Source organism: Aquimarina macrocephali JAMB N27 (assembly GCF_000520995.1).
In the GTDB taxonomy this organism is placed as follows: domain Bacteria; phylum Bacteroidota; class Bacteroidia; order Flavobacteriales; family Flavobacteriaceae; genus Aquimarina; species Aquimarina macrocephali.
Genome location: NZ_JACA01000012.1, coordinates 249,605 through 272,523 on the forward strand (window position 1 = coordinate 249,605; position 22,919 = coordinate 272,523).

At 36.6% G+C, this 22,919-nt stretch carries 7 protein-coding genes and 2 pseudogenes; 3 read left to right on the top strand and 6 right to left on the bottom strand.

Annotation, left to right across the window (positions count from 1 at the left end; translation table 11 throughout):
- Positions 1-12 precede the first annotated feature (12 nt).
- Together Z054_RS0109465 and Z054_RS0109470 are read right to left on the bottom strand one after the other, a co-directional pair.
- Positions 13-1,641 carry a LysM peptidoglycan-binding domain-containing protein gene (locus Z054_RS0109465; RefSeq protein WP_024769834.1) on the bottom strand — a complete coding sequence of 543 codons (1,629 nt, stop codon included), beginning with the start codon at positions 1,639-1,641 and terminating at the stop codon, positions 13-15.
- Positions 1,642-1,850: 209 nt separating this feature from the next.
- A complete protein-coding gene (locus Z054_RS0109470; protein ID WP_024769835.1) occupies positions 1,851-3,041 on the bottom strand; it encodes a phosphoglycerate kinase in 1,191 nt (396 codons plus the stop codon).
- Between the two features lie 398 nt (positions 3,042-3,439).
- Between Z054_RS0109470 and Z054_RS31670 the strand changes: the two genes are divergently transcribed.
- From Z054_RS31670 to Z054_RS0109485, 3 genes are all read left to right on the top strand, one after another.
- On the top strand, positions 3,440-3,616 hold the full coding sequence (locus Z054_RS31670) for a hypothetical protein (protein WP_161635270.1): 177 nt from the start codon (positions 3,440-3,442) through the stop codon (positions 3,614-3,616).
- A 231-nt stretch (positions 3,617-3,847) separates the two neighbouring features.
- Positions 3,848-4,999, top strand: a complete 1,152-nt coding sequence (locus Z054_RS0109480) for a DNA polymerase III subunit (RefSeq protein ID WP_024769836.1) — start codon at positions 3,848-3,850, stop codon at positions 4,997-4,999.
- 105 nt (positions 5,000-5,104) lie between these two features.
- Positions 5,105-5,503 carry a hypothetical protein gene (locus tag Z054_RS0109485; RefSeq protein ID WP_024769837.1) on the top strand — a complete coding sequence of 133 codons (399 nt, stop codon included), beginning with the start codon at positions 5,105-5,107 and terminating at the stop codon, positions 5,501-5,503.
- 183 nt (positions 5,504-5,686) lie between these two features.
- Here Z054_RS0109485 and Z054_RS32690 read toward each other — a convergent pair.
- The 4 genes and pseudogenes from Z054_RS32690 to Z054_RS31675 form a co-directional block, all read right to left on the bottom strand.
- Positions 5,687-5,803: pseudogene (locus Z054_RS32690) on the bottom strand (T9SS type A sorting domain-containing protein); the annotation flags it as partial.
- Positions 5,804-6,290: 487 nt separating this feature from the next.
- Entirely contained in the window at positions 6,291-7,247 is a 957-nt protein-coding gene (locus Z054_RS0109490; RefSeq protein WP_024769838.1) for a PorP/SprF family type IX secretion system membrane protein, read from the bottom strand.
- 94 nt (positions 7,248-7,341) lie between these two features.
- Positions 7,342-21,888 (bottom strand): T9SS type B sorting domain-containing protein, encoded by a 14,547-nt coding sequence (locus Z054_RS0109495; RefSeq protein ID WP_161635271.1) that lies wholly within the window; start codon positions 21,886-21,888, stop codon positions 7,342-7,344.
- 48 nt (positions 21,889-21,936) lie between these two features.
- Positions 21,937-22,919 (bottom strand): annotated as a pseudogene (locus Z054_RS31675) (hypothetical protein); the annotation flags it as partial.

Here is a 22,919-nt window from a genome sequence, read left to right on the forward strand (position 1 = left end):
TAATATTAGCGGTTATGATTTTGAAAGTTTCAGTGTCATACCTGGTTTTATACCACTACCACTAATATCGTTCCAATTTTTAAGATTTTCGACAGATACACCTTTAAATTTTTGTGAAATGCTCCATAAAGTGTCTCCCGTCTTAACGGTATACACCTCTGAACTATTAGCTGCAACCCTAGTTAAGACTTTTTTTGTTGTGGTTTTTCTGGGTTTATCTACTACTGGTCTACGAGGATAAATGGTAAGACGTCGACCAATTTTAAGATTATTACTTCGTAAACCATTCCATTTTTTAATTTGACTTACTCTAACGCCATAGCGTCTTGCTATTTTTCCTAAATAGTCGCCACTACGTACTCGATATCGAATCCGATCATTTGCCTCTCGGTATTTAGGTAATGGTTTTTCGCGTTTATCAAATTCTGCCTTAGCTAATGTATAGATTTGATCTTCATTAGTAACAAAAGAACCAATTTTATCCAATGGTAATCGCAATACATAATCTTCATCTTTGATATATGGAATGATATCTAGTTTATAAGAAGGGTTTAGAAATTGCAATTCTTCAATATCAATATTTATATATTCTGAAACCTGATCTAATGTGATCATTTGTTTAACTCGTATGGTGTCGGTTTCAAAATATGCAAACTCGGGTTTTCTGGGTTTAAAACCATGTTTGTCTGCATATTCAAAAATATACATTGTTGCCAAAAAAGCAGGTAAGTATCCTGCAGTTTCTCTAGGAAGATTATGTCTGATATTCCAATAGTTTGTATATCCACCACTACGGCGAATAGCCTTGGTTACATTACCAGGACCTGAATTATACGAAGCCAAAGCAAGATCCCAATCTCCAAATACTTTATACAAATTAGAAAGATACTTGCAAGCAGCTTTGGTAGACATAATTGGATCCATACGTTCATCGACATATGAACTTACCTCTAAACCAAACATTTTACCTGTACCAAACATAAACTGCCATAATCCTGTAGCTCCAACTCTGGACTTTGCTCTAGGTTTTAAAGCAGATTCTACAATAGCAAGGTATTTTATTTCTAAAGGAATATTTTGATTGTCTAGCTCTTGCTCAAAAAGTGGAAAATAAAATTCGCTTAGTGCCATTAAGCGCTCTAAATGTTCGTGCCTGTTTTTTAAATATCTTTTGATAACACTTTCTAATGAGGTATTATACTCTACATTAAAAGGAGTGCGCGCATTTAATGCTGCTAATCTTGCTTTTAAAGTATCAGTAGGAAGATCAACATATTCTACTGGTTCATATTTCAGTTCGGTAACTGATTTGTAAATAGTATCAAAAAGGTTAGAGTTATATAATTCCTGTTTCCAGATAGAATCTAACTGCGACATCCTGGGATGGTCATTTGCTACATAAATTACACTGTCTTTTGCACTCGTCGATGTTAACGTAGTTGTTTGTAGTTCGCCAGTTGTTTTGATTACTTGAGTTGTATCTACTACCCGAACTGTATTTTGTTTTATGTCCTGGGTCTTACTAAGTACAATCTCCTTGGTGTTTTTAGGATTTGATTGTTCCTCTGATGATGTTTCTTGTCCCGCTAATGAAATCGAAACTAATAAAAAAGAAAGAAATAATGTACAATAGTTATTCATTTTACAAATGCATTTGCTTTTAGTTCAACGGAAATTTGGGGACTATCTGTATTGTTTTTAACATGTTATCAACAATACAGCAACGAAAATCGTGCTTTTTTTTCTAAACTGCAAAAAATCAAAGCGTTAAAAACATGAAAAAAACGGTTAAAACAACCGTTTTTTCATAATTTTTACAAAAAATAAGCGTTTTCTTACAAAATTATACCTTATTCATTTTCTATTGCAGCAATTCCTGGTAGTGTTTTACCTTCTAAGCTTTCTAACATAGCTCCTCCCCCTGTAGAAACATAACTTACTTTGGTACCAAAACCAAATTGTTTTACTGCTGCTACAGAATCTCCTCCTCCGACAAGAGAGAATGCTCCATTTTCTGTAGCTTCTGCGATAGAATGTCCTAATGCTATTGTTCCTTTAGAAAAATTTTCCATTTCAAAAACACCTAATGGTCCATTCCATAATATGGTTTTTGATTTTAGAATTACTTCATGAAAAATTTTCATTGTTTCGGGTCCGACATCAAGTCCTTGCCAACCATCAGGAATTGTATTAACAGCAACAACCTTAGTATTTGCGTTATTATCAAATGCATCTGCACCCAATACATCTACAGGAAGGTGAATTTCTACTCCTTTTTCTTTAGCTTTCCTTAAAATCTCTAATGCCAGTTCTTGTTTATCATCTTCACAAATAGAATCTCCTATTTGACCTCCCAAAGCTTTAATAAATGTATAGGTCATTCCTCCTCCAATAATCAAGTGATCTATTTTATCCAGAATATTTTCGATTATTGTAATTTTTGAAGATACTTTTGATCCTCCCAGAATTGCAGTAACAGGCTTCTCTCCGCTTCTTAATACTTTATCAATACTTTCTATTTCTTTTGCTAATAAACTACCAAAACATTTATGCTCAGGAAAAAATTGTGCTACAATAGTCGTAGAAGCATGTGCTCTGTGAGCTGTACCAAACGCATCATTTATATAGATATCTCCCAGCTTTGACAATTGCTCTGCAAAAATTGCATCTCCACTTGTTTCATTAGGATGAAATCTTAAATTTTCTAATAATAGAACTTCACCAGAGTTTAGCGCTGCGACAGCATCTTCTGCCTCCTGACCAACACAGTTAGCTACATATTTGACTTGAACTCCAAGAACATCTGCAACTTTATCTACGATATGTCTTAATGAAAACTCATCCTGAACACCTTTTGGTCTACCTAAATGGGACATTAAGATCGCACTTCCTCCGTCTTCCAAAACTTTAATTATTGTAGGTTTTGCTGCTTGAATTCTAGTATCATCGGTTACTTCAAAATTTTCATTTAAAGGAACATTAAAATCTACTCGAATTAAGGCTTTTTTATTTTCAAAATTAAAATCGTCAATTGTCTTCATGATGCTGAATTGGTTTTTCGCAAACGAAAATAATTCTATTTCATTAAAAACATCAAAATCTGATAGAAAAATTACCCGAAATCAAAGGTAATTTTTCACTTTTATCAAATTTTTATAAAAACCCTTTTTTCAATAAAAGAATCATAGTCAAATAATAGGATTACTGTCAAACCAAAAAAAGATACGATTTTGATATTTATAATAAATTGGGGTTCTTATCCAACTTCATGTTTTTCTTTCTTACTATACCTATTTGTTTCGATTTCTTAGAATTAGAATACGATAAATCTTTGATGCTATTAACATCATATTTGTCTTGGCAAAATACCATAATAGTATTTTATGTTAAAAATTATTTCTATATTGTATATGCAAAAACACTAAACAACTAACTAATTATGAGTAATTTATCCGCACAAACACCAAAAAAAATTACAGTAATCATAAGTATTGTACTTGTTCTTTTAGGCCTTCTAGGTTCACGTATTCATCCTGTTTTGGCAGAAAATAGTAATTGGCTCGTACTTGCAGGATATGTGCTTCTTCTACTAGGAGTTTATCTAAAAGGGCTGTGATTTTCGGTAAAGATCAATACCTATCAAAATTCGTTTAACCCTGATTATTTTATAGAAAAGATTTTCTAGTAATATATAATGACTAATACTTAGTACAAATACATGTCCTAAAGTCAAATAAATACTACATCTTCTAATTCCTATATTGATATTTTAGAGGTTGCTCATTTTTTATCAGGTTTTATATCTTATAGATCTGCTTTCTTTTTTAGGTATCCCTTATATTTGCCTATGCTTTTCTCAGAAATTTTAGGCTTAAAACATATCAAAAGCTATTTGACCACTAGTGCTAATCGTCAAAGAATACCTCATGCCCAGCTTTTTGTTGGTCCTAATGGTAGTGGAACATTGCCTATGGCTATTGCCTATGCACAGTATGTCTTGTGCCAAAATCAAAATGGAGAAAATACAGATGGTCTCGAGGCTTGTAATGTAAAGTTTGATCATCTCGCGCATCCCGATTTACATTTTGTATATCCTGTTGCTGTAAACGATAAGGTGAAAAAACACCCTACATCGGATCAATTTGCAGAAGAGTGGAGACATTTTGTAAATGAAAATCCATACGGAAGTATTTTTGACTGGTATCTTTCTCTTGGAATTGAAAAAAAGCAAGGTCAGATTGGAGTAGATGAAGCACTTGAGATCGTAAAAAAACTTTCGCTAAAAAGCTATGAAGGAGGTTATAAAATAATGTTGATCTGGATGGCTGATAAAATGAATATTGCAGCTTCTAATAAGCTTCTCAAATTAATTGAAGAGCCTCCTGCAAAAACCATATTTATACTTATCGCAGAAGATGAGGAGCAACTTATACAAACTATTAGATCCAGATGTCAAGTATTACATTTTCCTCCTTTGGGAGAACAGGTAATAAAAGAAGCGCTTCAGAAAAAAGAGAATATTTCTGATGGTGATGCTTTAAAAATAGCACATCAGGCTAATGGTGATTATAGTAAAGCTTTACACCTGCTACATCATGATGGTGGTGATGATCAATTTGAAGATTGGTTTATACAATGGGTGCGTACAGCATTTAAAGCCAAGGGAAACAAGTCTGCTGTAAATGATCTAATCACCTGGAGCGAATCTATTGCTGGTACAGGAAGAGAAACACAAAAAAAATTCCTAAAATATTGTCTGGATTTTTTCAGACAAGCTATGTTACTTAATTATGGTGCAGAAGATTTAGTCTTTCTAGAACCAAATACAAATGGTTTCAAATTAAAAAACTTCGCTCCTTTTGTACACGGAGCCAATATTATGGACATCTGTAATGAACTTCAAGATGCTGCTTATCATATAGAACGAAACGGTAATGCAAAAATCATCCTCACAGATCTTTCTATAAAACTTACCCGATTATTACATAAAAAAAGTTAATCACGCTTAGTGTACTGCCTATTAACCCTTAAGAATACTAAATTAGAAATCAGTGTTTTTAGTCTCAAATCTTATTCTATATTTGATATCCTAAACTAATCTCACATGGATAATTTTATAAATAATATTGTTTCAATAACTATCTTATTATTTCTTCTCATTACTTTTTTGCAATCTGGTATCGATAAAATAATCGATTGGAAAGGAAATCTTAGTTGGTTAAAAGAACATTTTGCATCTACTTTTATGGGTAATATGGTTCCTCTTCTTTTAACAATTATTTTAATTATTGAAATGATTACGGCGGTATGTTGCGTTATTGGTATGTATTACCTTATTACAGATAACATTACATGCTATGCTGTTTTAGCTATGTTTTTAGCCTGTATAACGCTCTTAATGTTGCTTTTTGGACAAAGAGTAGCAAAAGATTATCAAGGAGCTTTAACAATCACCTGTTACTTTATAGTAGCCATCTTTGGGTTATACGTTGTTTCTTTATAAAATACTTTATAATATAGAAGGGCACTAATTAGTGCCCTTCTAGTCTCCCGCCTTATGTAATAAAACTTTTTTAGAATAAAATAGTAATACCAACCTGGTGTGGGTAATATTTCACCTCTTCTCAAATACAGAATGGACTTTCTATTACATAAGGCGGGTTAAAGAAATAAATATTGGGGAATATTATTTCTTTACTATTTTAGTGATAATTTCCTTCTTATTTTTTGTTAAGATCTTAACAAAATAAATACCATCACGAAGATTAGCAATATTGTATATGTTTTCTGTAGTTTCTATTACAAGTTTGCCATTCTATCATAGATTTTTATACTGGTAACCTTTGTATTTACATTTATAATTCGTTTGGTGCATGTGTGAGACCATCTACTGTTTCATTTAACCCAACAATGCTATTTCCTATTGTCTTTGACTCGCCTTTTATTGTAATGGTACTATTTAAATATGGAATTAAAAGGCATTTTGATAACTAAAACAGAGCTAGAAAGGATAGTAATGCTACATAATAATTTTTTCATGTTTTGGGTTTTAAGAGCTATAAATATTTAAATAAAATCACACAAATATTAGTTTAATAATATAGTATTGAAGCTCATTTATATTTGTTAAAAATACAATGGAGTAACTAAATAAAAATCACGGTTTTCAGGGGTTTTACATCTTGAAGTTTGTTGAAGAAACTAAATAATCAAAAATATATGGATAAATAATTTAAATAAAAAAACCTGCTTAAACAAAGCAGGTTTTTAGAATTTCTTTTAAAATCTTATTAATATGTACATCCACATTTACTTTGTCTACAACCAAAATCGAATCCTAACGTGATCATGTGCGACCCTGCTGCAGAGGTAGGTTGTAAAACTTCGTTTACATTAATCTGATATCCATAAGCAACATAAAAATTAGCTTTTTTGATTCCTAACATAGGAGATACAGAAAGTGGTTTAAAATCCTGATCAACCAAAGATCGAAGACTAACTCCTATCCAATAATAATCTCCACGGTGCATTTTACGAACCTTTAGATTAAGATCAGCTGTAGAACGACCATCTCCAGCAAAGTTTTGGTATAGTATAGACGGTTCTACCTCGATATCACTAAATCTATGATAGAATGTATATCCAGTATACAGATAATAGTTCTGTATTTGAGAAGGTTCTGTTGGATTAAAATCATCTATCTCTTTCTGTAATAAATTCACAGCATTGGCGCTCAAAAAGAAACGACCAATACGATATAATAATCCAATATCAAAATTAGAATCATTTACACTTATATCTGCTAATCCAGGATTAAATGGGTTATCAGGGTCTCCATTATTAAACTTTGAAGTATCAATACCAAATTGGGTGAACTTGTAGCTAATTCCAAATGATAAGTATTGATTATTGTATTCGTTAAGTGTTAAATGGTGAGCAAAAGATAACTGAATCCCTTTCTGAGTAGTAAATCCATTCTGATCATTAAACAGAATAGCACCTACACCCGAACGGTCTGATATTCTACCATCTATTGATAAGGATTGTGTACCTGGAGAATCCTCGATACTAACCCACTGCTCAAAACCTGAAGCTCTGATCTGCCAACAATCTCCAATACCCGCATATGCCGAGGATATCAAATATGGGTTATCTGCGATATATTGATTTTGTACAGGGGCAAAAAACTCCTGGGCAAAAGTACAATAACTTGCAAATAGGCTAAATATGATAATATACTTCTTCATCTAATATTAAAAATTACAGATCATTAACTTTTCTCTTTCTATACCATTTGGCTTTTTATCCATATAGTCTTATAACTTACTAAGGCTCTATATATTATCTATATAATGTAAAGTGGCCTGTAAATTCTCTATTATCTACGTCATTCAGAATTATAGAATACCAATAATCTCCTGATGGAAGTTGTTTTCCTTGGTATAAACCATCCCATCCTTGTTGGTCTCCTTTAAATTCCGCTAGCATTCTTCCATATCTATCAAAGACGATTACTTCCATGTTTTCAAAGAAGAAAGGATCATCTATATTAGGAGTAATCTGTCTAGGGTACCAGAAACGATCTTCTGCTGTACTATTAGGACTATCCGGTGTAAAGTAGTTAGGAATACGAATATTAATATACGTCAGATTCTGAATCGTAAGTACCTCACAGCCATCTGCATCAACTACGCGTAATACATAATCTGCAGTCTGTCGTATTACAAAAATATTTCCATCTAATTCTGTATAGTCTGAAGGCTCTAATTGATCCAACGTCATTCCATCTTCTAACATCGTAAATGAGAATGCATAGAAAGGAGTATTTTCAAATGGTCTTCCTCCAGATGCTATAATTTGATATTCATTAGGGTCTTCTGGGTTATTGGTCATTTGAGCAACTGGTATTGCCAATGGAGTATACTCAAGAATCTCGATTGTATCTACAGTTCTTGTACATCCTTGGAACTCCATAATACCTTCATACTCTCCTGGAATTACCTCAAAATTACCTGTCAAATTCGAATTGTTAGGTGGATTTGGTGTTCCATTTATACCATTCAAAGTATAAATAATACCTAATCCTTGTGCCTCTTCGACAATATCAAAACTTACAAGATATTGCTCTTCACTAGTCATCACAGGATTCGCAGGATCACTATAGTCAAATATAGGACATACTAATTCTGGTACTAGTTCGCCAGCAAGATTAACGCCTGGTTCAATATCAATATTAAAGGCTCCCTGACAGTTTGCATTGTTTTGTGAATCTCTAATAAATACTGTAGTCGTACCTCCTGGTAGATTATCAATAAATAAATTTGCAGGATCTGTTACGGGTTGATAATTTACACCATCAATACTCCAGAAATAACTTGGATCTGCTGGATTTGCAGGTGGTAATCCTCCTGTAATTGATAAGGTAGCTGTACCATTCATATCTCCTGCACAATCTTCTGGCGTTGTCGAATTTACAGTAGCCAAAATTGGTGCTGGCTCTATAATCTGAATATCAATAATAGTTCTTGGACAACCGTTATCATCTTCTACCTCTACTCGATATGTATCCGCTGGTAAATCTATAAACGTATGCTCATTAAGAGGTGTTTCAGATTCATCTTCAATAAAGGTAAACACTGCAGTACCCGCGCTATTATATAATGAGAAGTAGTATTGTGCAGTACCCCCAACAGCAGTTACTCGTATAGTACCGTCAGTTTCTCCATTACAAGAAATAGGCGTTGCAAATGCTTCTGCTATAAATTCTGCTGGTTGGGTAATATCAAAAGGTGTTACACTATCTACACAGTCTCCACTGGTTACTGTATAGGTATAAGTTCCTGCTGGTAAATCACCAAAGAAACTAGTGGTCTGAGTATCTGTAGCTAATGGGCCGGGTAATGTTACAGCATTACCTAAATAATCTGTACCTGTTACTCGATATCCATAATTACCTAATCCTCCTGTAACACTTGCATCAATAGAACCTGTTGGTTCACCAAAACAAACAATAAACGTGTTACTTAAATCTAGAGTCGTCGCTAATGGAACAGGATCTCGTACTGGTATGGTATTAGAAGCCGGAGAAACACATCCATTTACATCTCTAACAAAGAAGTTATAATCCCCTGCAGGTAAAGTAAATTCATGGACTGTAGGAGAAATATTACCCGCAACAAAGGTTACACCATCACTACTAAACACATATCCTCCAGGAGTTCCTCCTCCTGCAGTAACCGTTATCGGGTTAGGACTAGGAGCAAGACAAGTTATTGGTCCTTGAACCACATCTATCGTCACAACTGGTGGTGCATTAATAACCACAGGATTTTGAGCAAATTCACACGCTAAGTTATCGGTAACCGTAACAATATAGTTACCTGGTTTAAGATCTATCCATTGGAAAGTATCTGTAGTACTTGCAACCGCAGCAGATTGTGAACCATCAGGGAATGTTAACATAAAGAAATATGTCCCTGGTCCCTGACCTCCTGTTGCAGTAGCTGTAATTGTACCATCCTCACTATCAGAACAAGCTAATAGCGTTGGTGCAATTGCATTTAATCCTAAAGGTGTCGGTGGTTGAATATTAATTGTGCCCGTTACCTCACAACCTCTAGTGTCTCTTACTCTTACCACATAATCTATTCCTGCCGGTGCAGTACCTGCATCAAGAAGGAAACCTCCAAATCTTGGATCTGTACCAAATGGTACTAATATCCCTCCTCCTGCATTTTCTAACTGGTATTGTAAAGCTCCAGTACCTCCTCCGGCAACTGCTTCAACAGTAGCATCATCACCAGGGGTACAGGTTTCATCCTGTATTTGATTTACAGTAAGATTAATAACTGGTGGCTGGGTAATGGCAACTGTATTTGTAGGAGTACTACAGAATGGTGTTGCTGTAGCCGTCACTACCACTTCAATATTCCCTGCTTCTAATCCAGTAATTGTATGTGTTCCTGTAGCAGTATTACCTACTCCTGGTGTAACCGTACCCGTTGTTGTATTCGTTGCATTATAACTATATGCTCCTGTATAACCTGTTACCGTTAATACAACAGAACCATCCGCTGGGGCAGTATTAAAACATGTAATATCATTCCCCAAAGCAATAGTCGCTTCAATAGTATCATATACAGGTACATCATATTGTGGCGTAAGAATAGAACATCCTGTACCAATATCAAAAATTTCAAAAATATAGCTGCCTGGTGTTGGTAAACCTGGTAAACTAAATGTAGTACTTGTTGTTGTAGCTCCTCCCGAAACAACATTATTATCTGGTGGGATAACTCCTGTTGTTTCTACAAAGTTAAATGGACCTACACCTCCTGTTATAGTAACTGTAACATCTTGCGTATTCGTATTACAATCAATTGCGGGTCCAGCATTTACTGTAGGATTGCTCATTACCGGGAATACAGGTTGTATCACATCAAAATCGGCAACAGCACAGTTATTATCATCAACAACTGTAATTGTATATGTTCCTGCAACTGGTGCAGTAATTTCATATTGAACTCCTGGTGTTACTAAATCAGAATCTACCACATCGGTTTCTGATCCAGAAGACGAAGGTCCTGTATACGATACATCATAAGGAGCTGTTCCTCCTGTAATCGTAACTATGATAATTGGAGATACAGGATCATTTGTTAGACTACAAGTATAAGATCCAGGAAGACCACTCGCGGCAAGAACAGCCATTGGTCCTCCAACTACTACCTGAATTGCTGGTGCATTAGAACATCCTTTATCAGAAGTAGCAACGATATCATAAGTTCCTGCTGGTAAATTCTCAAATAATGGATTTGACTGTGGTCCTATTAGTACTGGCCCGGCTACAATCTCATATTGATATGGCGGATTATCATCTGCCGTTGGGTCTAAACTTACTAAAATAGTACCATCAGTTCCACTAAAACAAGAAACGGGTGTAGGCGTTCCTGAAGGAATTGGATCTAAGAATGTAGGTACAGTGATATTAAAAGTTGCAGGACAACCTCCTGGAGCAGGTGGATTTGGTCCTATTGCACTATCGTTAACTTCTACTCTATGATTTCCTGGTGGCACATTACTAAACGTAACATCATTTGCACCTGGTACACCAACTGCTTGGGTTACTCCTGCTATAGGGGTACCCGTTCCAGCATCAACTAAACTAAAAGTCCAATTTCCTGGAGTAGCAGAACCACCACTTACTGTAGCTACTACAGTGGCATCTGAAGCACGACAAGTAGGGTCAGTAAAGGTTGCTGTTACTAATAATTCTGGATAAACCGTTATGTCTTGTGAAGCCGAAGGACAGCCATTCTCATCATATACAAATACTCTATATGTACCTGGAGCGGTAACCGTAAATTCATGAGTATTGTTGTTTACACTTCCTGGCACTTGCGGACCAACAGTAGCAACAGGGGTAATCATATTTAATTGGTATGTTAAATCTCCTGTTCCCGGCGCGGGTACATTACTTGTTGCAGTAACTGTAAATGTATAATTATTATCAAAATTACATGCATCATCTACAAACAATGGTATAGGGTTTAATGTAGGTGGTGCTGTAACCGCTGGTATAGCTATTTGTGTTGGTACTATACAACCATTAGCATCTTGTACATAAATCACCCAATCTAAACTCGTTGTCGGGTCTAAACTAAAAGTATCTGTAAGTGCAAATACTGCAGGAGTTGCTGGTGGTGGTCCAGGAACAAGTGTTCCTGCTTCAGCCGCAAAGTTGTATGGTCCAACTCCTCCGTTAGCTTCCATGGTAACTACTGATAATGGATTGTTACAATCAGGAGTAGATATACTCAAAGGACTTAATGTTAATGGGGCTGGTGCAGAAATTGTAACAACGTTTGAGGTGTCATCACATAATAGTGGTGCCGCAGCTGTCACAACAACTGTTATATCTCCAGCTTCCAAACCAGAAATTGTAATAGGTCCTGTAGCAGTATTTCCAGCTCCTGGCGTTACTGTACCAGTAGTCGCGTTAGTTGCATTGTATGTATATGCTCCTGTATATCCAGTAACTGTTAAAGTTACTTCTCCAGCTGTTAAATCATTTACACACGTTATATTAGTTAAAGGCGCTATAGTAGCCTCAATCGTATCATATTCTGGTACATTAAATGTAGGCGTTTGAATTGTACATCCGGTAGCAGTATCAGTAATTTCGAATACATAATTACCAACTCCCGGTAAATTAAATGTCGCAATAGTTTGAACTCCTGGTGGTGGATCAACATTACCTGTTCCGGCAGCAACTGTTTGAGTAACTACCGCTCCACTAGTTTCTGCAAAATCAAATGGTCCTGTTCCTCCGGTTATAGAAACTGTTACTGGTTGAACATTAGTAACACAATTTATAGGTGTACCTGCAGTTACCGTAGGATCACTCATTACTGGTAATGGAGCTATTGGTACTGGTGCCAATACAAGTGAACAATTATTACTATCAAAAACAGTAATGTTATATACGCCATCTACTGGTGCATCAATAAGTAATGCTGTTGCAGGTGGTGCTGGTATTGGTGTTGGTACCGGTATTCTTGTTCTTACTATTCCATCTGGTTGCGTAACCGTTACAAAGAAATCTGGTCCTGTTCCTGTAGTAGCATCAATAGTGATTGCTATCGTTCCTGGGCTTACAGTATTGCCTGCACCACAAGTTAATGGGTCTTGAGCAGTCCCTGTTGCAGTAATTACACTTGGATCATCTATAATATAGTCCTGATCATCTGTACACAATACAGACAATGCACCGTTTGCTTCTGTAGCAGTTACTCTTACTGTATACGTTCCTGCAGCAAGGCCTGTAAATTGTGGGCTTGCTTGTGGTGCAACTACAATAGGCGCAATAATTTCATATTGATATGTAGCAGTAAGATCTTCTGTAGCTGGATCAAGTACTGCATTAACAACACCATCTGTATCCCCATTACACGTTACACTTGTGTTAGGCTGTGCTAATAATACGGGTAATGTAGGTGCTTCTATACTCACAGGTGCCGTAAATGAACACCCTGGTGCTACCCCTCTACCATCATCTGTTATCTCAACAAGATAACTACCAGGAGCAACCCCTGTAAATATACCTGTTGCGACTCCTGTCACATTTCCTGTAGGAGTACCTCCAGAATCTTGTAATACATATGTTTCTGTTCCTTGTATTGTTCCTGAGGTGATTGTTGTGGTAATTGTTCCTGTTGCATTTGTACAATCAGGTGCCACAGTAAACGCTGCACTAATCTGCAATGGTCCATATACATCAACAGGAGTAGTTACAGTACAACCTGTTTCATCGGTAACTCCAATAGTATATGTTCCTGGTGTCGAAACCGTAAATTCATGATTATTGTTATCAATACTTCCGACAACCGCGGTACCACCATCTATTTGATATGTTAACGTTCCTAATCCTGTAGCTTGAATACGTATCACATTACTATTGTCATAGGCACAATCATCTATAAAGTTAGCTGATGTTATTGTTGGAAGTGGGTTTGCTACTGTTGTAACTGTAACAGGGCCAAAAGTACACCCATTATCATCTATAACAAATATATGTTGTACCTGTCCATTTGTACTACCCAAATCAATTACATTACTTAGTAATGGAAAATCTGCTAATAACGTTGGTGTAGTTACCGGAGCTCCAAAACCATCATCGGCTATTAGTGCATATTGATATCCATCAGCTGTTGGAGGGATTGCAAATGGTGTACCTCCATTGGTATTCATAATAACCTGTGCATTTGTACCACAACCATTAGCTGGAGTTTGATTTGTTGCTGTTGAAGTTATTGGAACTGGAAGATCAATAGTAAAATCGTATCTCGCCGGACACATTGTACCATCAACTTCTCGTATAGTTACATAATATTGACCAGGTGGTATATTATTAATCGTAACCGGAACATTTGGTACTGCCGGACTTGGGGTAGTGTTATCAGAACCTGTATATGCAGCACCTAAGCTTACATTAGTAAAAGCGTTAAACACTTCCCAAGATATTTCTGTTACCGTAGGATCATATGCAGAAACATCAAATGTAACACTACCGTCATCTAAAGCTGGTGTTTCATTACAACTTACATCCGTAACTACATCATTTATAATACTCGGTTCTGACGGTGGTGCTATAGCAGGAACCATTTCTTGATATAAACAGTTCGTCGCATTATCTCTTACTTCTAAAATATAGGTTCTATTAAAATCCAATCCGCTATACGTATGATCTCTGATCGGCGTATTTGCATCAACAGCAGTCGCTCCTCCAACACTATCATCTAATGGCACAAAATCACCTAGTCCTGGAGATGGCTCTCCAACAATTCTAATATCAAATCCTGGTGGTGGATTTGCTGGTGGATTAATACCTGAACCTCCTTGTACATCGATTTCAAACGTTACCCCTCCCGGACATGTTGCAGAAACTGTAATGTTCTGTACTAAGTCATTTGGTGGAGAGAAAATGTTAAAAGGCCCAAAAGGACCATTATCTGTACATCCATTCGTATCAGTTACAAAAATAAAGTACTGACCAAAATCTAAACCTTCAAATCTTACAGTAGTTCCTGTAGTTACAGGGTTTGGAGTTGTAGCAGCTGTAGCAGCAGGAACTAATGGTAATACTGCAAAATTCGCTGCAGTAACCAAAGTATAAGTATAGTTTGCTGTACCTCCTGCTATTTCAAAATCAATAGCTCCTAAATCTGTTATCACTACAGAACCTCCACAGGTAACTGGAGTCTCTGTTCTACTTACCTCGGTAATAGGATCTGGTGTGGTAATTTCTACTGTACCTGTATCAGTACATCCACGATTACTTCTAACAGTAAATGGATAGATAGCTTCTCCTAAATTCGGGAAAGTAATCTGAGTACCTGTAATAGTAACAAAAGTTCCTGTATTTTGGAAATCAATTTCATAAGGTCCTTCTGTACCAGTAACGTTAATCACTGCTGTTCCTGTATCTCCATCACAATCTAAATTCACCGTTGGTGCATTAATATTGATCACTGCAGGAACTGTAACTGTAAATGGTGTTGTAGTAAAGGTACACCCTCTATCATCGGTAACTCTAAATACATAAGATCCTGCAGTACCATTTGTATAATTTGCAAATGGTGTTGTAGCATTGGTCAAGTGGTCAGCAAATGCTCCACCATTTATAGAAACTGCTATGTCATAAGGTGTATATCCTCCATTAACCGCAAATGAAAATTCTGCAGGAACTGGATTACCTAAAGCATCACAAGTATTATCAGCAACTTGAGTAACTACCAATTCTACTGCTGGCGCAATAGTTTGTGTTGGTAGTACTACCGGACAACCATTACTATCTGTAATTGTAATTATATAATCTCCTGGTAAGGTTAAATCAGGAGTTGTAGTAAACGTAGTCAATGCTCCAACATTGGTATCTGGTATTACTACAATACCACTTCTGGTTACGTTATATGTATAATCAGGAGTACCAGAATCAGTACCATCAATATCTATTGTAAAACTTACTGTGCCATCATCTAAACAGAAATCAGAACTAGCATTAACACTTGCATCTAATTGTGGTAATTGATTGATATCAAATGTTTGTGGTGCGGATGGACAACCCGCTCCATCTGTAACAATAATTTCATATCCGGTTGCATTAGGTACATTATTATAAGGTTGATTAACAGGTCGGCTCGCACCTAATGGTGTCCCTCCTGAATCATTTAATACGTATGTATATCCTGTCCCACTACCTCCTGCAACTGCACTAATGGTAACTGTATTAGTATCAGCCGCACAGTCCTGAACTACTGGATCTATGGTAAATGTAATAGGATCTGGTTGGGTAATCGTTACCGTAGTTGTAGCTTGACAATTAGGTGGTGAACCTCCTGCCAGATTTGAATCTGTTACAATAATAGTATATACTCCATCCTCTAAAGAACCAACATTTACCGGAGTAACTCCTACTCCTGCACCTCCTGGAACCACGATAGGGCCAGTAATAGTATATGTAAAGTTAGCACTATTACCAACAGTAAATGAAAGTGCTCCATCACTACCTCCGATACAAGTCGTAGGGCTAGTTTCAACTGCATTAGTAATCTGTATTTCAGGAACTAGTTCCTGTCTATAATCTTCATCATAAGAACATTGATTATCTCCTCTTGTAGCAGTAAAAGTATAGGTTACTGCTCTGTTTAATACAAATACTCCTGTTGTAGCATTACCAGATACTGGTGCCGGAACAACACTATATGTATATGTTGGTCCTGCAGGAACACCAGTTGCTGTTACCTCAATAGTTTGCGCAGAACAGTCTGAATCTCCTGTTACAAAAGTAATATCAGTAACCTCCAAAAGTGGATCTATTGTAATTGGGAAAGACTCAACACAATCATCCGTAGCTTGATTTCTAATATATACGGTATATGATCCATCGGTAGCAAAATCAATTTCAAAAGGGATTGCTGCCACTGTAGTAAATGGACCAGCTGGATTTAGACTCCATTCATAAGTACCCGAACCACCTGCGATGGCTGTTACCTGAGCCTGAGCGCCAGGTGTTGCAGTACAACTCAACAATCTGAAATCATCATTTATAGTAGCTGTAATTGCCGCCGGAGGAGTTAATGATATCGGACCTAATGCTAAATCACAATTAAATCTATCACGTATTATAACATTATGAGGTACTGTAGGATCAACTCCATTAAATGTATGAGACACATCACTTGTTGGACCAAACGTTACCGCTCCATCTAAAATATAAGTAAAAGGACCTTCACCAGCAGTAGCATTAACAGTTATTCCTCCATTATCTGCCGGACAGGCAGGATCTATTCCAACAAGGTTTCCTGCTAGTGCTTCATATGCATTGACAGTTATAGTATTTGATAATGCCGTACAGCCTAATCCATCTACTACTTCTATCTGATAAGTTCCGGGAGTCGTAATTCCTGTTACAGGATTAGGTATCCCAGCTTGAGGAGCTGTTCCTACTAAATTAAAGGTATAAGCTCCATCTCCTCCAGTGGGAGTAAACGAAATGCTAGCTCCTGAATTACAATCTATATCTTTGTCTAAATTAGCCGTAATTGTTAATTCTGGGTTTATTGTAAAGTTCACTGTATTAGAAGTACATGTACTTCCTGTATTAGTAACTGTTACTGTATGTGCTCCTGGAGTAAGATTAGGAATCTCAAATGTGTTTGCAGGTGCGCCTAAAAATACAACTGCCACTGGAGCACCACCATCTAAACTATAGGTAAAAGGACCGACAGGTGCTGGAACTCCTAAAGTAATAGTAATTCTCTGTGTAGCTGGATCTGCAGGAGTATAACATGCGTCTCCTCCAGCCACTGCAGCAATACTAGGTACAGCTGTAACTGGTACAATTACCTGCTGGTTAATTTCACAAGCTGTTGTAGGGTCACTTCCATCACGCGCAAAAACAGTATACGTTCCTGGTGCTAAAGGACCAAACACATTACCCGACTGATACGGTGTAATTATTGCAACACCTGCAGCATCTCGTAATTGATATTCGTAACCTCCTCGTCCTCCTGTAACATTTACAGTAATAAAACCTGTTGGATTACCACAATCTGCAGCATCTATGCCAAAAGGATCAAAACTAAATGGATCTGTTGGCTCTGTAATATCGACTGTAGTCGTTGTAGAACAATTTACAGATGGTGCAGAAAGACTTGTATCTGTAACTGTAATCGTATAGGTACCTGCAGATAGTGAACCAATCGTTACAGGAGTTACTCCTGCTCCTGCTCCTGCTGGAACAACTGTAGGGCCAGTAACTGTATATGTATAGGCAGCACTATTACCAACAGTGAAAGATAATATACCATCACTCGCTCCAACACAATTTACAGGTTTATCCTGCGAAGCACTTGTAATTTGTATTTCAGGAACTGCAGTTCCTGTAAAACTTTCTGTATTAACACATTGGGTATCACTTCTTCTGGCTGTAACTGTATAAAGTACTCCATTAGTAAACGTATAAGCTGTTGTAGTACTAAATGCTGTTGTACCTGTAGCACCAGCTCCTGTAGCAGGGTCTGGTGTAATACTATATTCATAAAATGCAGGAGCTGTTAATGCTGGTAAAGCAGAAACTACAACATCCACAGTTTGATTTGTACAATTTTGATCTCCCGGTGTGATGGTTACACTATCAACTTCTAATCTTGGATCTATAGTAATTGGGAAAGGTGTTAAACAATCATCAGTAGCTTGGTTTCTAATATATAAAGTATAAGATCCGTCACTCGCAAAATCAATTTCAAAAGGAACCGCTCCTACTGCTGTAAAAGGACCTGCTGGGTTTAAACTCCACTCATAAGTTCCCGAACCACCTGTAATAGCAGTTACCTGGGCCTGAGCTCCTGGAGTTGCTGTACAACTCAATAGTCTGAAATCATCATTTATCGTGGCTGTAATACTAGCTGGTGTTGTAAAGGTCACATCTGGAGTAACTGTAAAATCACAACCAAATCCATCTTGCACAGTAACCGTATGAGATACCGATGGGTCTACATTATTAAAAGTTTCAGTAGTATTAGCAGAAGGCCCGATAGTTACCTCTGATGCTGTTCCTTGATCGAGAATATAGGTAAAAGGCCCTGTCGACCCAGCACCAATAGTAACTTGGATAGATCCGCTATCTGCGTTACAAGCAGGGTTAATAGGTGTAGCTGTTGCCGTAATTGCCGTATAAGGGCTTACATCTACACTACCAGCCGCTATAGTACAACTATTATCAAGATCATCAACAAATACTGGGTAATTACCCGCAGTAGTCGCTCTAAATTGATAAGTCGTTCCTGTTATGGGTGCTAATACAGTACCCAAAAAATCTGCCTGGGTATTAAATGCAAAATTACCAGAACCTCCTGTTACCGTAACCTCGTATATTGCAATAAATTGATCAGGATCAAACGGTGGAGCTAATGGATCATAACTTGGATGTAATGGATCATTAAGGTTCGGATCAGGTTGATACCCGGGATTACAATGTAAATCCTCAACAAGTCTCACTGTAGCCGAAAATGCTGCAGGGTCATTTATTGTAACAACAAAAACCTCAGAGCAGCTACCATCGGCTGATAATACCTGTACATTATAAGTATCAGGATTAAGCCCGGTAAATGTATGGTTTGGAACCGTTGTAGGTCCCTCTGTATCATTAAAAGTCGTTGAAGTACTATTAATAATATATCTATAATTAACTTGGGAATCATCAACTGTTATTTCAATCCTTCCTTGATCACCTGGACATGTAGGAGAAGTTGGAGTAACTGTTTCTCTTGCATCTAATTCGTCTAAAAAGATAGTTTCCTGAAAAACACAAGCTGTAGGCAAACCTCCAACTTGACGAACATTAACAGCATATGTTCCTACTTCTGTTAATCCTGTAAACTCTGCTGAAGCCTGATACCCAATTACTGTGTTTGTTATTGGTGTAATTAATTGATATTCGTATTGAAGAGAGGAATTTTGAACTCGTATTGTTCCTGGCGTACTACAAATGATTTGTCGTACAACTGTAAGATCAGGATCAAAATTATTCTGAAATACATTAAAGTAAAAAGGTATGGTACAATTACTATCAAAAGTGGCATTAATTCTATATTCTCCTGCTTGTGAAATTGTAAAACTATTAATATCTGTACTTACCGTTACCCAATCACCATCACATCCTGCATCTGTAGTAGGGCAATTAGGATCTCTTGTTACTGCAGGACAAGCAGCAGGATCTAATCGCTGCCATTCAACCGTAGTTCCAATAGGAAAACCTAACGTATTTCCTGGGGTTGGAACAGTTAATGTAGTCCCTGCTCCACATAAAAAAATCTCCGGTAGTGGATCTCCGGTACTCGGACAAGTTCTAATATTACCATTTACATTGGGGTTTGATACTAAATCATTTGCTATTTGTATAATAGGGTTTACTACAGTATTAAAAGCATCAACAACAAAGGTTTGTTGTTTATCCTGACAACCTGGTGCACCGGTCTCAGTAACTATATATGTTCCTGCGGCTGTAACTACTAAATCTCTATTAGTGCCTATAACAACTCCTGGATTACTAGCGTTTACCCATTCATAAGAAGTAAAACCTGCTCCCGCTGTAAGCGTTAAAGAACCCGTACATATAAACGCTGGTTGGCTTTCTGTAAAACAAATACCATCATTAACCAAAACGTTAGATGTACCTGTAATGTCAAACTGACACGCATCTTGTTCCAAAATACTTTCTTCACCAGTTTGTGTAATACCAGATTCAACTCCTGTATAGGTTGAAATTGCTACATTATTAATTTGATTAGAACAAGCATCTCGCAAGTCGGCACAGGTGGCTACAACACTAACTCCAAAACGAACAGTATGAATCCCTCCATTACGAACAATTAATGGATCTGCTATTGTAATATCTATCTGTCGGTTTGTACCATTAGGAGTAGCAACTATTCCTGGATTACTAGTAGTTATACTACCTAATGTAAAATCAACATTATCAGGAAGCACATCCCTAATACTTGCTGCAGTAATATCCTCATTACCTTGATTCTCTATAGTAAGTTCATAAAACAACTGATCTGCAAAATTTACAGGAGATCCTGTAATATCAATGCCATTATTATCTAACACTCGCTTGGTAACCGTAAGCTCAGGTTCAATAATTTCTATTTGAAATGAATTGAAAAACACACTATACGCATCACCAGCAGAAGTTGTTCTAAAACTAGCAGAAGTTTGATCATTACCAATAACTGTTCTACCCGGATTCGGAATATCAAAAATATCGGCATCAAATCCTAAAGTGTTTATTGAAGATGGAGTTCTATCTGGAGTCAATGGATTCGCAGTGGTAACATATTGACCATCTATAGAAATCGAACTGTCATAAAAATTATTATTAGGATTAGCGGGAGTTGTAAAAATATTTTGCCAGGCAGTATCTGGTCTTTGCACTTGAAATATGTCTCCTAAAAAAGGTCTATCACCCTCTAACGTAGCAATCGAATATCGCGCACGAACTGGTAAAGGTGCAGGTAAAGTCTGAAAACCAGTATATGAAAAAGTTTGAAGTGGATTACCCGGAGCAATCACTAAATATCCATTATTTGTACTTATAAATTTTGCTGATAAGGTAGGGTCTTCATAAGCAACTACCAGTACCCATCCCCCAGCTATACCGTTGGCATTAAATCCAGAAAAACCTGTAGAAGCACGCATATCTGCAACAGTATATGTTCCATTTGCATTCCCTGCCCCAAGCCCTTGTATTAGTGTTGTAACATCTGCATAACATACATACGGAATATCTATTGCTGCAGTATTACTTGGATTGGTGGCAGTATTACGATATCCATCATAAATCACTTGTGTCTGAGTAGGTGGAATAGTAACATACCCACCACCACCAGGTGGTCTAATTTTTATAGTTCTAAAATCAGGTCTATTATCAGGAAAAGGTAAACCCGTATACTGAACAAAACGAGTATCAGACGGGTTCATTTGTACAAAATATGATGCCGACCAATATAATCCTGCATATGCAATCCTTTCACAACCAGATGTTAACTCAAGTTCTGCACTACTGGAACTAAATGTACTCCCATCTCCATCTATATCTATATACCCAAAGGTTTTTGCATTGTTAGAAGCGTTTCCATTATAGTTATCATTAGGTGTAAAACCACTTTGGTTTAGTCCAATAATAGCATTACCAATTATTTTAAGCTCTCCATTAATTCTTAACGTACTATTAGGTACCTCGGTAAAGGGGACCTGAGCTGATATTTGTTGTACGCCTATCATTAAAAAAACCAAAACGATAGCAGATTTCAGTCTAAGTTTCATAAGCCGTGGGGTGTTTGGGTATTTAGTCATCATAATCTCTTTCTTACATTATTGAATTTTCAATATATAAAGATCTCCATCATACGAATTGTTTACGTTAGAAAATAAACTTTGTTTAGCTTCATCAAGATTGTCATGTCTCTTTAAGTAAACGTATATATAGTTGTCTTTGGGGTTCCTGAAATATTGAGGCTCTAATCCTTGAGATCGTAGCTTCGCCATTCCTCTTTCAAAGTAATTTTCTCTCTTGAAAATATTAGTAATCAGATAATATCCATTTTCAATATTATGTCCTCCGATATATGATAAACTCTCTGTTAATACTGTATCATCCTTAACTGTATCCTTGATAAGTCGAGTTTCTTGTAATAGCTTTTTATAGGATTCTACTCTACTCTTGGCAATGTGCAATATCCACATATCACCAAAGTATCTGTTATCAATATTATTTAAATACTTTTCTGTCGCCTCATCCCTGTTTGTATAACTTTCTATAGCTACATACTGGAATTGATTTTCTGGGTTAAGTATTATTTTAGAATCATTGAATCCTAAATCTTTTAAAGTTCCTGAGAATTTATCAGCATATGTTCCTCCCTTAAATACATTACCAATTAAGTAATATCCTTCTGGGTATCCAGGTATATATTTGGTTGCGATTTGAGCTTCTGGTCTTGTTGTTTCTGCAAATTTCACAAATCTATTTTTAGCTGTTAATCTTTTAGAACTAGCAGGATCAGCTTCTCTTTTAGCCTCATCGGCATCATCATTCATACTAACAAGTGATTCTAAAAGCTTGCTAAATTCACGTTTATCCACATTTAAGTTGGTAGTTAGTAATGAATCTCTACGAGCAAATATCTTACTTGTGATTCGACTACTATTATCCAATTCTTTCTTAATCTCATCTAAGCCTTCTTCGTTTGCAGTTGTTGTTGCTTTTGCTGCTTCTTGTTTTAATCTTTCTGCCTCAGCAAGACGAGCTGCTTCTGCTGCTGCTTCATCTGCCAGTCTCTTCTCTTCTGCTAAAC